The following is a 16,005-nucleotide window of genomic DNA, read 5'->3' on the forward strand; positions in this document are numbered from 1 at the left end:
GCGAATTCCCTCATTTCCTGATCAGTTGAAGATGACGACGTTGTTGCCGCCGAACGCCCGGGCGAGTTCGCCGTCGAAACTCTGCGTCAGGTACGAACGCCACGGCTGGTCGCCCTCGATGAGCGGACGACCCGCGTCGTCGAGGAAGAACAGGTGGACCAGGTACTCGTCCGGGCCGCGACCCTCGCCGGCCGACTGTGCGGCACTCCCCTCGTGGTGCCGCAGCACGGCCGCCGCAGCCGCGTCGGGAACCGCCCCCTTCGATTCCACGAAGAAGCGGACCACGTCGGGCATGGTCAATTCGTCGATGTGCGGTGCGCGTCCCTGGGAGAGGGCCTGGAGAGCGTCGACCAGATCGCCCGCCAGCTCGCGAATCGTGGCGATGCTGACCGCCGTCTGATCGACCAGGCTCTTGGTCGCCTTTCGCAGCCCCACGTGCATGATGTCTCCTTCTCGGGTTTCCTGCCGCGTAGTCCCCGCGGTGGCGGTTTCCCTGCACTCGGAGTTCAGGATGTCGCCGGGGTCTGTCGTATTTCGTCCCTCAGCGGTGTGAATTCCCGCTCCCGTCCTCCTACAGCGGTACGACCGGCCGGGGCAGGTGGAGATCGCCGGGGGTGCTGCTCCTGATTCTGTCGAGGCGGCGCAGCAGGAGGTCCGGTCGGCTGTGGCGCCCCGAAATGTAGATCGCGAACAGTTGCCGGACCTCCGACGACCGGTTGTGCGTGATACCGAATTTGTCCATCGCCGACAGAACATGGGACTTGACGGTCGTCTCGCCGATGTTCAGGAGCTGCGCGATCTCCTCGTAGTCGTATCCGTCCGCGTAGCACCTGAGCACCTCGCGGACGCGGCTGCTCAGCATGAGCGCCTCGGGCGGAATCACGCCGGGCTCGAATGCGTCACCGCGGACGTGGCGGTGTCGAACGTCTCCGACCCGGTGGGGCACACCGAGTCCGGCACGCTCGCACTCGTCGCGCAGGGCGGCCAGGTCGAGTGTGTGGTCGGCTGCTGATGTCCCCGACGCGGACAGCGCCGCCGCCACCCGCCGCCCCTTCGCCACCTCGGCGAGGGTGCCGGTCAGCGCGGTCGACGCGCCCAGGTCCGCGGCCGACGCGGCCTCCAGGAGGGCGCGGGCGAGCTGCGGTTGAACGTCGCAGGGACTCTGCGCGGCGCTCAGCACCGCGTCCGCGAACGCCACCCGCGCCACGCCGTGCCCGACTACGCCACGGGCCCCTCGGACCCACGAGGCCACCCACGGCCTCCACCCGTCGGCCGACATCCCCAGGGCCGACATCCCCGGGGCCGACATCCCCGGGGCCGACATCCCCGGGGCCGACATCCCCGGGGCCGACATCCCCGGGGCCGACATCCCCGGGGCCGACATCCCGAGGGTCGGTATCCACACGACGCAGGGGACAGCCCGCATGAATTCCGCCGTCTTGTCGCTGAACCCGGTCTCCGGCAGGCCGAGGACGCACGCGTCGTACTGCAGGCCTGCGGTCCGGAGTTCGGTCAAGTCGGCCACCGGATCCAGGAGATGCAGCCGGGCGTCGTGCTCGAGAAGCCGCACCAGGCCGTGCCGGACCGCCTGGTCACCGTCCACGACGGCGACGTGCAGGGTCTCCCCGGCGAACTCCTGGGAGGACGGGGATTCCGGCGATTCATCGATTCCGATCACGCTTGCATGGGACCGCGGAAGCCGCTTCCGGGAGAAGTCCCGTCCCGCTTCAGAACCGCTTCAGGACGAATGCGGATCAGCATTCGGGGCGAGCGAGCTGTTGATTCCGGCAGGCTTTCTCGGTTTCTTCGGGTTTCTCGGGTACTCGACCAACGCGTCGCCGTCGTCGACCACGCGAGCGCGCTGGAGGCCACGGTGGCGCATCGGGTGGCCGTGCCGAGCGGTCGGCCGAGCGGGCGGCCATGTGACCGGGGCGGTCCCTACGGCCGTCGTATGCGCGCCACCATGCTTTTGAAGTCACCCTCGTTCAGCCAGTCGCTGCCCATCGTGTCGACCGGGCAGCCGGCGGCGATCAGCCCGCTGACGATGTTCTGGCGACAGGACTGGCTCTCGTTGAGATCGATGTAGTTGAGTCCGTCGATGTCGCTGATCGTCCGGTGTTCGCCCAGCCTGAGAAGCAGTGTCCCGGTGGGGTGGGTGATCAGGGCCATGCCCAACTCGATCAGCACGTTGGGCCGGGCCTGCATGGAGGGCAGCGTCTCACCGGTCCCCTCGCCCCTCGGCTTGAAGAGGTCCGGATGAAGCCGCACGATGTCGTCGGGGGTCATCAGGACCACCACGGCCTGCGCGATGGCGAGCCCCTCACGGATCACCTCGGTGAGGAATGGAGAGGCGTTTCCGCCCTTCGCGCGCAAGCTGGGCCACTCGAGCGGGTTCAGCCCGACCGACCTCAGGAAGGCGAACATCTCACGTCGCGCGAACTCGTCCCGGCCGTGGACGACGAAGACGTTCCTGGCGTGTTCGGCGCTGTTCCTGGCGGGCTCCGTGGAAGGGGTATCTGCACGCATGGCTGTCTCCGTTTTCGCCGTTTTCGCAGGGGCCGACTGCTCGGCCTTGTCGATCGCCGCTGACAGGTAGCCGAGTTCGTCGTCCAAGCGCTCCAGCATCGAACGGGCGAGAGCACCGTCGTCGGTGAACGGGCCCCGTGGGACGAGCAGGTCGGTCAGGTCGAAGGCGCGCCCGAGATTGTCGGCGGCGATGTCGACCGTCCGCCGGAGCGTGTCGAGTTCGGACCGGAGGATCCGGGCGTCCGCGAGGCGCTCCGCCAACTGTTCGGCCCACTGCTCCGTCGACCGCTCACCCTCCGCGCCGGGCGCTGCACGCCGTTCGCGGATCCTGGCGCTCAGGGAGTCCAGCGTCGCCCGCAGGGCCCGCGACCGGCTGTCCCGCCGCCACACCCGCAGTTGGTACCTGAGCTTGGCGGCGTGCAGCAGGTAGCGTGCCAGCGGCGGCAGTTCGGTGCCGCCTCGGTCGGACCAGGCCCAGGCGCTCGCGGCACCGTCGGCCTCGGCCGTCATCGCCACCACGAAGCGCCGCAGGGCACGGTCGTCGGGCTCCGGCGCGGTCTCCCAGAGCGCGAATCCCTCCGGTGAGGCGACGCCGGCGGAGGGGAGTCCGTGCGCGGAGTCCGGCAGCAGGCCCTTCAGCTCCTCGTAGAGCGCCGGATCCGCGGACACCGGGCCGGCGTCGAGCCGCGCGAAGTAGAGCCGGCCCTCACCCAGGAGGTGCGGCGCGTACGGGTCGACGATGCGACTCCACCGGCGATCGAGGTCACGCCACCAGGTCCACGGCTCGGGAGCCGCCTCTGCGGCGGCCGGCGCCGCGCACCACACCGACAGGTTCAGCACGTCGTGGTGGCTGCGGAGGACGGCCTGCAGCCCGAGCGTGTGATGCCGCTGCGCCGCGAGCGTCCGCTCCCCGCCGTCCGCTTCCTCGAATCCCTCGAACACCGTGGGCGGAACATCCGGCAACCAGGTGCCGGGCACCGGCTCGTTCATGTTGAACTGCCTGCGGCAGTCCTGCCAGACCGCCCTCAGCGCGTGCGCGGCCTCAGCGGCGTGCGGACCCTCCAGCGGAGCGAAGAGGTGCACGACGAACTCCTGGCCGACCACCGTGGTCACCGGTTTCTCTCCGTCTTGCCGCTCGACAGCCTGTGCACGAGGACGTTGAGACGCTCACGGGTGCGGTCGGACGCCTGCGTCCTGACCGGGGCGTCCGGCGGCGGCGGTCCCAGGGGGGTGAGCCGCAGCGGGTCCAGCAGCCGTAGATCCCTGGTTGCTCGGGCGAGCCCCTTCAGATCGCCCACGGCCTCGGCCGCCGAGACGCTGTCCAGGATCTCTTCCAGCACGCTCCACCTGGTCGGCGTCAGCTCCCAGTCCCGCGCGCTGCGCAGCAGTTCGGCTGCCTCGTCGCGCACGGCGGCCGCCCGTGCGGGGTCGTCGTCCTTGCCTCGGTTCCACAGTCCTCTCGGCATCCGGGGTCCTTCCGGTCGACGGGTCGGTCAGGCGCCGGCGTGGAGGTACCCGGCCCACAGGAACGGATGGTCCGGGTTGTCCGAGCGGACCTCCTGGACGGCGTTGTGGAGCGACTCGGCGGACCGGCCGGGGTCAAGCCCGTCCCGGCTGCCGATCCCCGCGTAGAAGCGTTCGGCGATCCGTTGGGCGACGCTGTCGCTGGCCTCCCAGAGGTTGCCGATGACGTGCGGGAAGCCGGCGAGCTGGAAGGCCGAGGTGAGGTGGATGGCCTCGTCGAGCAGCTCCGTGCCCGCGGTGGCGGCCGTGCTGCAGGCGGAGAGATAGGCGAGTCGGGCGTTGCCGATGTCCACGGGAGCCAGCGCGGAGACCGTGAGCGGCGCGTCCGGATCCTGCAGGAGCAGGCGGCTCCTGGACGGGTTGGCCGGGTCGCTGGTCCCGTGGCAGACGAAGTGCGAGATCGTGCACCTGGGCAGGTTCTCCAGCACATTGGCCGTGGTCGGCAGGGCCGCGGCGTTCGCCGAGGAGTCCGTGAACAGCCCCGGCTCGCACAGGAGCACGGGCTCGGGCAGCAGACCCCGTACCAGCGCGGCCTCCCTGGCCACGGCCGCGAGCCGAACGGCGCCGGGCAGGCCGGGTGTCGTGGCCAGCGCGACCACCAGCGCCCGGTCCGGCAGGCCGGGGGCCTTTGCGGCGCGCTGCCGGGCATGCTGCAAAGCGCCGATCGTCGGCGTGTAGGAGGAGACGACGCGGTCCATCACGGCCCAGCGGAACCTGCCCGATGCGACGCCGTGGTAGCCAGCCGCGTGGATCGGCAGTTGGCCGAGGCGCCCGCCGGGAGCCCACCACACCCGGGGCAGCGGAAGGCCTTCCCGCCGGACCCTGTCGTGGCCCAGGGCCGCCAGCGCCGGGAGGGCCGCCCGGTGGAAGAGGTGCTGCAGGATCCGGGTCAGGATCGACTGCGCGGTGCGCGGGTCGGAGTTCTCGTCCGTACAGTCCCGCAGCGCCCTCTGGAAGACGTCGACCATACGCGTCACGGCGTCGTACGTGAGGCCGCGCAGCCGCACGGCCCTGACCCCCTTCGGGGTGACCACCAGCGCGTCGCAGCGGTAGCGGCTGACGTTGAACACCACCAGGTGGCCCCCGCGCGCCTGGGCGACGAGATCCTCTCCCCTCGTCGGCAGCCCGAAGGAGGCGAAGCCGGGCAAGGCGCGGATCTGCTCCTGCAGCTCGGCGAAGGCCCTCGCGGTACGACCGGCAGCCGTGCCCGAACCCCTCTCCAGCTCGGCGCAGAGCGCGACGTAGCGCTCGGCCAGCTGACGGTGCTCACCGCGCAGCTCGGTCAGGTCACTTCGCGTCTCCAGCGCCTGACTCAACAGGACGGCCCGGCCGGCCTCGAGTAGTTGCAGTGCGCGGACGGCCCGCTCAGCGGGGGACTGGGTGCGGTCGGCAAGGGTGAGGGCGGCGGCGTCCGCGGCCAGGCCGTCGAACTGGCTGATGGCGTACTGCTGGTCGTCCCGCGCCAGCCGATGCGGCACCACGCGCGGCAGCAGCAGGACGGCCCCCTTCAGCAGGGCAGACGCCCTCGCCCGATGCGACGTCGCCTGGAGCATCGCCCCGTCGCGTGCCGCCATGATCCGCGCGGTCGGCGGAAACGCCTCACCGTCGGCGGCGGCGGCGAGGAGCGCCACGGCGGACTTGCGATCCGCGCGGGTCCCGCGCAGTTTCAGCGCGGAGGCGAGCTGGAGCATGCAGACGACCTGCAGCAGCGGCATCCGAAGACTGCCCAGGGCGATCCGGAACCTTTCGATGGCCTCGTCCAGGTCCGCCGGGTCCGACTCCCGCTCGAAGCGTGCCTGCAGGGCGATGCCGAGGCTGATCAGAGCCGACCCCAGCTCCCCGTGCCGGGGCGAGGCCGAGACCGCTGCCACGGCCTGACGTCCGATGCCGACGGCCTCATCCAGATCGGCCGGCCGGCCCTCCGCCCGGTAACGCGTCATCAGCAACTGGGCCAGGTGTCCCAGGAACAGAAAGCGCGTCGGATCACCCTCCGGACAGGCCGTCACGGCAGCCCTGCTCATCGAGATGGCCTGGTCCAGGCCGGCCGGCTGCAGCGTCCGCTCCGCGAGGATGGCCTGCGAGACCGCGAGGTTGGCTATGCGCTGGGCCTGCCTCGGAAGGTCCTCGGGGGCGGTCGCTGACGCCTCCCCGAGTTCGACCGCCTCCTGCGCGTCCGCCAACGACTGGATGAGCTGAGACCTGAGGCGCAGCCCCAGCGCCAGGCCGTTCTGGATGTCGGCTTCGGCGCGGTGGCCGGGAGGGAGGTCCGCCAGCGCCTGCCTGGCCATGTCGATCGCGGTGTCCAACTCCTCCACGTCGCTCTGCTGCGCCGACGTGACCAGCAGCGCCATCGCGAGATTCCCGCGGTATCGCGCCGCGTCGACCGCATCCGTCGTGGTGGCCAGTGACTGCCGCAGGAGGTCCGTGTAACGTGCTTGATCCGCAGGCGCCGAAGTCTGCAGGAAGCGCCTGGTCAGGGCCGTCGCCAGGCTGTTCATCAGCTCGGCACGCTCGTTCTCCCCCATCGCCGTGCCGGCCAGCGCTGCCTCGTAGGCGCTGATCGCAGCGTCCAGGCTCTCCAGGTCGCTCCTCAGATCGAACCGGGACTCCAATGCCGACGCGTAGCTCTCCCACCGTCTCGACTGCTGCAGGTCGTCGTCCGACCCCAGGTCGGCCGCCTTCTCCCTGAAGTGGCGACTGAGCTCGCTGTGGATCTCCGACGTGCCGTCCTCGCCCTCGGACTCGTTCTGGAACATGTCCGCGAGGCCCGTCAACTGATCGGCGAGGCGCGCTCGCTTCCGGTCGCCCGTGTCGGATGAGAGAGGGACGCCCGCAGCCCTGCGCGCTGCCTCGACGGACGCGTCGAGATCCGCCGCGGCCTTCGTGCGCTCGAACCTGAGCTGCAGGGTGTTCCGCAGATTGCCCAGTGGCACGGCACGTCCGGGATCGTCGGCGGCCATGGTCGCCGACGCTCTGTCGAAGGCGTCGATCGCCGCGTCCAGGGCGTCCGGGTCCTTGTTGAGCTTGTAGAGGCAGGTCAGCGTGTGGCCCAGGCTGTTGAGTCGGGACGGCAGGTTGTCGTGGTCGGGCGGAGTGGCGTCGACGATCAGCTTCCAGTGGGCGGCGGCGGTCGACAGGCCCACCTGGTCGGCCGCCTTCTCGCTCTGCACGAGCAGCACCCCTGTGGAGAGCGCCGCGCTGATGAGTACCCGCGGCATCAGTTCCTCAGGAATCGAGGCGGGGGGAAGATCGGGGGTGGCGCCTTTCAGGAAGCAGGGCACGAACATCTGCGTCGCCTCCGCCAGGGCGGCCTTGCCCTCCTCCTCCGGGAGGTGGGGGAAACGGGAGAAGTAGATCCAGCCGAGGCAGTATCTGGCTTTCACGTCATCGGCGTCCGCCTTGATCAACTCGGCCAGGCGTTCGGCCTCGGCGAGAGCCTCGCCGGCCATCACCTGGGCGAATCCCTCCTCGGGGATCGCCAACAGCCGCGCCCACAGCGCATCGAGTAATTCCTCGCGCTCACCCACCGGTTCCCCCCGCATGCCGCCATTGAATCGGACCAGGTACCCGCGCGGAGGAGTCTTTCCGCTTCCCAGGTGCTTCAGGCGTGCTTCACAGTTTTTCTGGATTCGCCCAACGCTCCGTTGATACAGTCAAGTTGCCGCCTTCCGGCGGAACCCGCGGGACGCCAGTCGACGAAGCCGGAGAACCAGGTGACGCGTGTCCGGATAAGCGTGCTGGGCACGACGGCCCTCACCGTCGGCGGCACACGGGTGCGAATGCCGCCGCTCACGGTCAAGCTCCTGCTGCGGCTGATCGCGGCCGAAGGGGAAGCAGTTCCGGTGACCCGGCTCTACCGCGAGCTGTGGGGAATGCCGCACGAGGGCCAGGTGGGGAGGTCTCACCGGACCCAGGTGCAGCAGCGAATCAGCGAACTGCGGAAGGCCGTCGATTCGAGCGAGGACTCGGCTTCGCCGCTCCTGCGCACGGAGCAGATACTGAGCGGCCCGTATCCAGAGTCGGCATACCGGCTCGTGCTGGACCGTGATCGACTGGACAGCATCGAATTCTTCGAGCTGGTGAACGAGGCCACCCGTTCGGATCCCGCGACGGCCGTCGTGCTGCTGAACCGGGCGCTCCGACTCTGGAAGGGAAGACCGCTGCAGGAGGTGGCCGAGTCGGATTTCGCCAAGCCGCTGGTGCATCGGCTGATGGGCCTGCTGGACACGGCCCGCAGGGAACTCGTTCAGGCGCAGGCCGATCTCGGCCATCCGGAACTGGCGCTGCCGATCGCCGAGGAACTGGCTGCGGACCAGCCCGACGACTCGGCCGCGGCGGCCGCCGTGTGTTCGCTGCGCCGGCGGGTTCGTGCCCGCCACGGCGACGAGGTACTGCGGCGCGAGTTCACCGGAATCCACACCAGGCTGGTGGTCAAGGCGGGCGATCTGTTCGACCAGCACGACGCCAATATGGCCGTGGGGTTCTGCGACACCTTCGACACCGCCACCGAGAACGACGTGGTCATCAGCCGCGACAGCGTGCAGGGACAGTTGCTCGACCGCATCTACGCCGGCGATCGGGGGCTTCTCGACCGGGCGCTGCGCAAGGGGCTGCAACGGGTCGAACCCTCCGGGACGGAACTCGTGCGGGACAAGCCGAAGGGCAAGCGGATCCGGTACCCGATCGGCACGGTCGTTCCGTTGCCCTTGTCCGGCCGCCGCGTCTTCGCCTTCGCGCACTGCAGGCAGGGCAACGACCTCGTCACCCGGTCCGACCCGGACGACCTGCGGCTGAGCCTGGAGCGCCTGTGGGCCGACGTCGCCGTGCACGGCCTGCGCAAGCCGACGGCGATCCCGGTGGTCGGATCGGGACTGGCCCGGGTGGAGCTCGAGTCCGAGCAGCTCATGATCCTCATCATCGACACCTTCCTGGCCAGCAGCCGGACCGAGAGGCACACGCCTGAGCTTCGCATCGTCGTCCGGCCGGGAGATCTCAACTCGATTCGCGTCTCCGAGGTCGCTCGGTTCGTCGAGGCGTTGGACCGCAACGGCCAGGCGTCCCGGGACCCACTCCGGGACCTGCTCGGCCGGTAGCCGGCCGCGACTGCGGAACTCCCGGATGGTGAGGCGCTCGCCGCGCAGATGTGCCAGCGCGTGCCCTGCCAGGGGGTAGGCCGACCGCGGCCACCGTCGTCCCGCTTGAAGGTTCCGGCACGGGCCTTGAGGTGCATTGATGCTTGAGGGGGCCCGGAATTCCTGTCAGCTCTGCGCGGACGACTCACGGCATGCATGCCTCTCGTGGGTCCGGCCCACCTGGCGGAAGCGGAACTCCGGGCCTTCCGCGGGGCGTGCAGCCAGGTGACGGCAGGTGACGGCAGGTGACGGCCGGTGACGTTCGGTGGACGGACCCCTTCGGACGTTTCGGCACAGTCCAGCGCGAGCCGTCCTGCCGTATGTGCGCTCACCGGCAGAGATGCCACCGGTCGCCATGATGCGGGCACGGGGCAGCAAGATCGCTCTCGGCCTCGCAATGCGTAGGTCTCCGGTTCGAACCCCGAAGGCGGCACTGATAAGCCCAGGTCGTGTAGGGCGTAACCTGGGCCTCTGTGCTGTTCGGGCAGTGCGCGGACCTGGCCGGGAACGCTGCGGGAACGGCTTGCCTGAGCGATGCGCGAGCGGACGGGCTCGGTGACCTTGTGGCTCGACTCCAGCCCTTCGTTGAAGTGGGTACAGCCTGGACACGGAAAGACCCTGTTGCGCTACGCAGTGCAACAGGGCCTTGCCGTGGGTGGCTCATCCACGACGAGAAGGACCGAGACGGGTGTGTCGGGCTATCAGTACTGAGATAATTCGTGTATGCCCAGTTCGCGATGGACCGGAGTCCCGGCGAGTGACAGCAGTGGTCCGGCTGGTGGTGGCGATCCTGCTCTCAACCGGTTGAAGGTGGTGCTGGGCGACTGGCGCAACTCCTTGCTCGACCTCGGCGGACGCAACCGCCTGCTGAATTTCCGCCATACGAGGACGGCGACCCTGGAGATTACGGCTCCTGGCGTCGCCGCGCTGTTAGCGGGGCTCGCTCGCGGTTGGACCTTTGCATCCGTCGAGGACGCCCAGCACGTCGAAGGCGGCGTGGTCGGCGAGGCCGCAAGAGGGGCAGATCCGAGCACCGAAGTGTCCTACGAGCACGACGTCACCACCGCAGCGGGCGGCGCCGGCCGTGTCCCTGCCTTGGTGACGCAGAAGAGCACGCAGGCGAGGCTGGATGCATCGCTCTACCAACTGCTTCAAAAGTCGGGCCAGATGTACAACGACTATGGGCTGTGGGTGCTCTGGCTGGGTGTCGGCATGGTGGATTGGCGGGAGGAGGGAGCGGCGGAGACGAGTTCCGCTCCGCTGCTACTCGTACCTGTGGAGCTTCGTCGGGATGGCCGACGGCAGACGCGTCTGTACCCGGCTGAGGGTCAGGACCGGATCCACAATCCCGCGCTCGCGGTCAAGGTGGAGCGGCTGGGTGTCGACTGGAGTTCGGTGGCCGACTGTGATGTCGCCGATCCGGCTGCCGTCCTTGCCGCCGCCCGGGAGGTTGCTGGTGGTCAGGATGGCTGGTCGGTGGACGAGCGTCTCGTGCTGGGTCTCTTCGCCTCGCACAAAGAGGCCATGTACCAGGACCTCCAGCAGAACGAGGAGCGCATCCTCGCCAACCCGCTGATCTGGGCCGTGGGCCTGGGACCCGATGCGGGACTGCCCGACGATCTGATCGGCTTCGAACCGCCCGAGCTCCACCGCATCGACGAGATCCAGCTGCCCGAACGGACTCCGCTGGTGCTGGACGCGGACTCCTCGCAGCGGCAGTGCATCGCGGCCGCGCTGGACGGCCGTTCCTTCGTGATGAGCGGGCCGCCCGGTACGGGCAAGAGTCAGACGATCACCAACATGATTGCCGCGCTCATGCACGCCGGCCGTTCCGTCCTTTTCGTCAGTGAGAAGGCCGCAGCGCTCGACGTGGTCCGCAACAGGTTGCGGGGAGTCGGCCTCGCGGACTTCGTGATGGCACTGCACAGCCGTGACACCAGCAAGAAGGCTGTGGCGACGGAGCTCGAGCGGGTGTTGACCACCAAGGTGCCGATCACCGGCGCAGCCGAGCACGAACTCGACCGTGCCCGCCGGCTGCGCGAGGAACTGTCCGCCTACGCGGCGGCGATGAACCAGGTCCGCGAACCGCTCGACCGCTGCCTTCACGATGTCTTGGGCCGCTTGGTTCTCCTGGAGCAGGCAGATACTCCACGACTCACCCTCGGCGCCCGAAGCACCGGCCTGGTCCGGCAGCTTGGCGCCGGGGAGCTTCAGGCGCTGTTGGAGGCGGCCGGCACAGTCAGTCGTTCCTGGCGCCCGGCAGTGGAGGGCGACGCGTTCGTCTGGCGTGGGCTGAAAGGAGTCTCTGCTTCAAACTCAGTTCTCGCAGAGGCTGCTGACGCACTGGCAGACTTGCGATCGGCTGTCGAACGCCGTCCGTTCGCACTCACGACCCCCGAACCGCATACCGGGCACGATGTACGTCAGACCGTACGGCTTCTGGAAGCGGGACTGCCCGACCGAAATCTGGCCAAGGCCAGTGGCGGGCTGTCGGGCGACCTCTCCGGAAGCCTTGCCCAACTGGCCGAGCTGTTCGGACTACCCAAGCCGGAAGCTCCCCGGGTGGCATTCGACCTGCTGGAACTTGCCGATTTGGCCTCCGCGGTGACACGGCCGCCTGCGCGATGGTTCGACGGGGAAGCGCTGCGCGAGGCACATGAGGCGGCTGAGGAGTTGAGGGGCGCACTGGCTGCCCGCACGGCGGCTCGCTCAGCAGCGGGGGACATCTTCGGTGAACAGGTACTGCAAGCCCAGGAGCTGCCGGCCCTGGTCGAGAGATTCGCCGGACAGCACCGGGGTATCTTTGCGCGTCTGTCGGCGCAGTACAAGGATGACCGCGAGGCGGCAGCCGGGCTCACGCTCAGCGGTGTCTGGAACAAGACGCTGCCCCGGCGCCTGAACGATGCTTTGGCCTGGCGGAACACTGCGGCCGAGGTCGCTCGACTGGCACTGCGGCACGAGGATGCGCTGGGCGGGTACGTTCCCCACGAAGAGGCCGAACTGCCCGCCCTGGATGCCGCGCTGGCCGTGGCAGATCGCATCGCTGAACTCACCCGCGTGATCACTCACCGAGACCTCCTCACGGCTCGCCTGGCCGATGGCGCTGAGCCCGATCCGCTGCCGGGGCGGCTGGCCCACGGCATTCGCGGCGCTTTGGGCGGCTGGTGTGTCGAGGTGATGCGTCGGGTCGAGCACTGGTCCGAGTCCTCGACCGCACTGCACGACCTTTTCGAGGACTCCCGTCAGGTCCAGTTGGCCGTCGCCCTGTTCGGCACTTTCGATCAGGCTCAGCAGGTCGTTGACGAACTCCGGGCTGACTCGCACGGTCCGGAGGAATGGCAGGCGTACCGCTCAGGATTGGACGTTCTGGCCCGACACGGTGTCGACGAGCTCGTTTCACGCGCTGTCGACCGTGGCGTCCTGCCCGAGCAGTTGCCCGATGTCGTCGAGCAAGCAGTGCTGACGTGCTGGGCCGACGACCTCCTGGCCACGGATACCAGGCTCGCCACCACTCGCTCTGCGGATCTGGACGTCAGGGTGGCGGACTTCCGGAAGGCCGACCGTCGGCTGGTCGCTGCAGCCGGCGGAGCCGTGATTGACGCGTGCAACGCGCGCCGACCACGACGGCTCAGCGGCGGGCCAGCCGCAGTGATCAAACGCCAGGCGGAGCTGAAGCGACGCCATATGCCGGTGCGGGAACTACTCGGCCAAACCCGCGAGGTCGTCCGGCTCATCAAGCCCTGCTTCATGATGAGTCCGCTGACGGTAAGCCAGTTCCTGCCTGCTGATTATCACTTCGATGTGGTCATCTTCGACGAGGCCTCACAGGTCCGCCCTGCCGACGCTGTCAACTGCGTGTACAGGGCAGACTCTCTGATTGTGGCCGGCGACGAGAAGCAGTTGCCGCCCACCTCCTTCTTCGACGCGGCGGTCGAGGACGACTCCGACGAGTACGACGAAGACGTTCCCGACACCTTCGAGTCGCTGTTGCATGCCTGCAAAGCCGGCGCCCTGCAGGAGTTGTCCTTGCGCTGGCACTACCGCAGCCGCCACGAGGACCTGATCACCTTCAGCAACAAGTCCTTCTACGGCAACTCCATGGTGACGTTCCCGGGAGCCCTGGACCACGGCAACGACATCGGGGTCGAGTTCTTCCCCACGAAGGGCGTGTACGACCGGGGCGGCCGACGAGACAACCGCGCGGAAGCGGAGTTCGTCGCCCGGCGGGTCATCCATCACTTCGACACGCGCCCCAACCGCACCCTGGGTGTCGTCGCCCTCTCCCAGGCCCAGGCGGCGGCCATCGACCAGGCTGTCCAGCAGGCCAGGCAGCGCCGCCCTGATTTGGACCACTGCTTCACCGAGGATCGTCTCGACGGGTTCTTTGTCAAGAACCTCGAGTCCGTTCAGGGCGATGAGCGCGATGTCATGATTATGTCGATTGGGTACGGTCCGGACGAACGCGGCAAGTTCGGCACGAACTTCGGGCCGATCAACAAGGTGGGCGGTTGGCGGCGTCTCAACGTCGCTGTAACTCGGGCTCGCTTCCGCATGGAGGTCGTCGCCTCCTTCCGCGGCAAAAGTCTGACCGACAGCTCGAACGAAAGCGTTCAGCACCTCAAGAGGTACCTCGAGTACGCCGAAAACGGCCACGCCGTCCTCGCGCAGGACGTGATACAGGCCGACGTTGAGCCCGACAGTCCGTTCGAGGAGTCGGTCTTGGGGGTGCTGCGCGATTGGGGCTACCGGGTGCAGCCGCAGGTCGGCGTCGCCGGATACCGCATCGACATCGGCGTGCGCCATCCGCGGTTTCCCGGCACCTACGCGCTGGGCATCGAGTGTGACGGTGCGATGTACCACTCGTCCAAGGCTGCTCGGGACCGAGACCGACTGCGGGAAGAGGTGCTTTCCGGGTTGGGCTGGCGGCTGCACCGTATCTGGGGCACTGACTGGTATCGGGCGAGGGCCACGGCCGAGGTGAGACTGCGCGAGGCGGTCGAGTTGGCTGTCGAACGAGCATCGCCGTCCGAGGCGGCCTCGACGGAGCCGAGGAGAGGTTCGACACCGGCCGCCGAGCACGACTACGTCGGGGACACCTCCGGTGCCGGGGAGGACGGCCGGATCGCAGGTACTTCCACCGCGCCCGATGCTTCGGAGGCGGGAAACCGTGCGTATCCGACGGACGCGGACCATGAGCGCGTTCCGGTCGACACCGAACCTGACCGCCCATGGAGCTCCCTATATGAGGCATGCGAGATGACGGTGCCCTCGCCGTATGAACTCCACACGCAGGAGGCACGGCCCGCGCTCCGTACGCTCCTGAAGAGAATCATCGGGATTGAGGGCCCCATCCACGAGGAACTGTTGGTGCAGCGGGCCAGGGAGGCTTGGGGGGTGTCCCGGGCGGGCAACAGAATCCGCGACAACGTACGGGACGTGGTGCGCGGTCTCGTTCGATCGGGGCTGGTCGCCGTGGACGGCTCCTTCCTGGATGTGGCGGGCCGGGAAGAGCTGGATGCCCGTGTTCCAGGGGAAGGTGACACCCCGCGAAAGGCCGCTCACATTGCGCCGATCGAACGGCAGTTGGCGTTGTACGAACTCGCTGCGGAGTGCCCGGGAGTCTCTCGCGACGAACTGGTACGGCATACGGGTGAGTTCTTCGGCTGGCGCCGCATGGGCCGGGATATCCGCAGCTTCCTGGACTCCGACATCGACGAACTGCTCCGGAGAGGCAGGCTGAGAGAGACGAACGGGCAGTTCACGGTGAGCGAATGACGGTGATCCTGGCGGCCTGGAAGGGACGCTTCAGGGACTTGCGGGGCCGGTGCCGTGCCGGCCGAGGTCGGATGTGCGGGCGGGTGCGGTCAGAGAGGGATCGCGGTGCCGGAGACGCGGATGGAGGCCTCGCCGGGAAGCAGGGCCACCTCCAGAAGCGAGGGGCGGCCCATGTCGTGGCCCTGGTGGATGGTCAGCTGGGCGTCCTCGGGTACGAGGCGCAGATGGCGGGCGTAGGCGCCGAAGGCTGCCGCCGCGGCTCCCGTCGCCGGGTCCTCGACCACGCCGCCGACCGGGAACGGGTCGCGGGCGTGGAACACCGTGGGCGTCTCGCGCCAGACCAACTGGAGGGTGGTCAGGTCGAGCCTGCGCATCAGGGCGAGCAGGCGGTCGAAGTCGTAGTCCAGGTCGGCAAGCCGCTGCCGGTTGGCGGCGGCGAGGACCAGGTGGCGCACGCCGGCGAAGGCGATCTTCGGGGGCAGCGCGGAGTCCAGTTCGCCGGCTTTCCAGCCGAGCGCGGCGAGTGCCTCCGCGACGTCGTCCGGGTCCGCCTCGTCCACGCGCGGCGGCACGCTGGTGAGCGTCGCCTTGAGCGCGCCGTTCTCCTCCCGGACCGTGACCGGAACGCGGCCCGCGGGGGTGTGCAGGTCGAAGCGGCCGGTGCCGAAGCGTTCGCCGAGGGCGACGGCGGTGGCGACCGTGGCGTGGCCGCAGAAGTCCACCTCCGCCTTGGGGCTGAAGAACCTGAGGGTGAAGGACCGGCTGTCGTCCGGGTCCGGTCCGGGTGTGAGGAACGCGGACTCCGAGTAGCCGAGTCCGGCGGCGACGGCGATCATCGCGTCGTCGTCCAGTGCGGAGGCGTCGAGGACGACCCCGGCCGGGTTGCCGCCGGACGGGTCGGCGGCGAAGGCGGAGTAGTGCAGGACCTCGGCGGTCGGTGTGGTGCGGGCGCTGCTCATGGCGGTGAGGGCCTCTCTCGCGGAGCTGTTCGGGTCAGTGGAGCCGGGAGTTGTCGAGGGGGACGGAGAACCTGGCGTCGTCGGGCGGG

Annotated in this window: 8 protein-coding genes; 2 read left to right on the forward strand and 6 right to left on the reverse strand. The window is 69.0% G+C overall.

Annotation, left to right across the window (positions count from 1 at the left end):
* Positions 1–21: 21 nt before the first annotated feature.
* From ACL02U_RS04600 to ACL02U_RS04620, 5 genes are all read right to left on the reverse strand, one after another.
* Positions 22–441 carry a hypothetical protein gene (locus ACL02U_RS04600; protein ID WP_412789314.1) on the reverse strand — a complete coding sequence of 140 codons (420 nt, stop codon included), beginning with the start codon at positions 439–441 and terminating at the stop codon, positions 22–24.
* Positions 442–571: 130 nt separating this feature from the next.
* Positions 572–1,678 (reverse strand): LuxR C-terminal-related transcriptional regulator, encoded by a 1,107-nt coding sequence (locus ACL02U_RS04605; RefSeq protein WP_412789315.1) that lies wholly within the window; start codon positions 1,676–1,678, stop codon positions 572–574.
* A gap of 260 nt (positions 1,679–1,938) precedes the next feature.
* Positions 1,939–3,639, reverse strand: coding sequence for a CATRA conflict system CASPASE/TPR repeat-associated protein (locus tag ACL02U_RS04610; RefSeq protein WP_412789316.1), 1,701 nt, complete (start codon positions 3,637–3,639; stop codon positions 1,939–1,941).
* Positions 3,636–3,992, reverse strand: a complete 357-nt coding sequence (locus ACL02U_RS04615; RefSeq protein ID WP_412789317.1) for a CATRA system-associated protein — start codon at positions 3,990–3,992, stop codon at positions 3,636–3,638. The genes ACL02U_RS04610 and ACL02U_RS04615 overlap by 4 nt, the downstream gene beginning before the upstream one ends.
* Positions 3,993–4,019: 27 nt before the next feature.
* Entirely contained in the window at positions 4,020–7,592 is a 3,573-nt protein-coding gene (locus ACL02U_RS04620; RefSeq protein ID WP_412789318.1) for a CHAT domain-containing protein, read from the reverse strand.
* A 192-nt stretch (positions 7,593–7,784) separates the two neighbouring features.
* On the opposite strand from ACL02U_RS04620, the gene ACL02U_RS04625 reads away from it, so the two are divergent.
* Positions 7,785–9,143 carry a macro domain-containing protein gene (locus ACL02U_RS04625; RefSeq protein WP_412789319.1) on the forward strand — a complete coding sequence of 453 codons (1,359 nt, stop codon included), beginning with the start codon at positions 7,785–7,787 and terminating at the stop codon, positions 9,141–9,143.
* 762 nt (positions 9,144–9,905) lie between these two features.
* Positions 9,906–14,957, forward strand: a complete 5,052-nt coding sequence (locus ACL02U_RS04630; protein WP_412789320.1) for a DUF3320 domain-containing protein — start codon at positions 9,906–9,908, stop codon at positions 14,955–14,957.
* A gap of 89 nt (positions 14,958–15,046) precedes the next feature.
* Here the strand turns inward: ACL02U_RS04630 and ACL02U_RS04635 are convergent, their stop codons facing one another.
* On the reverse strand, positions 15,047–15,916 hold the full coding sequence (locus tag ACL02U_RS04635) for a PhzF family phenazine biosynthesis protein (protein ID WP_412789321.1): 870 nt from the start codon (positions 15,914–15,916) through the stop codon (positions 15,047–15,049).
* Positions 15,917–16,005: the final 89 nt, after the last annotated feature.

Origin of the sequence: Streptomyces sp. MS06, from assembly GCF_047200655.1 — a bacterium.
Taxonomy (GTDB): Bacteria; Actinomycetota; Actinomycetes; order Streptomycetales; family Streptomycetaceae; genus Streptomyces.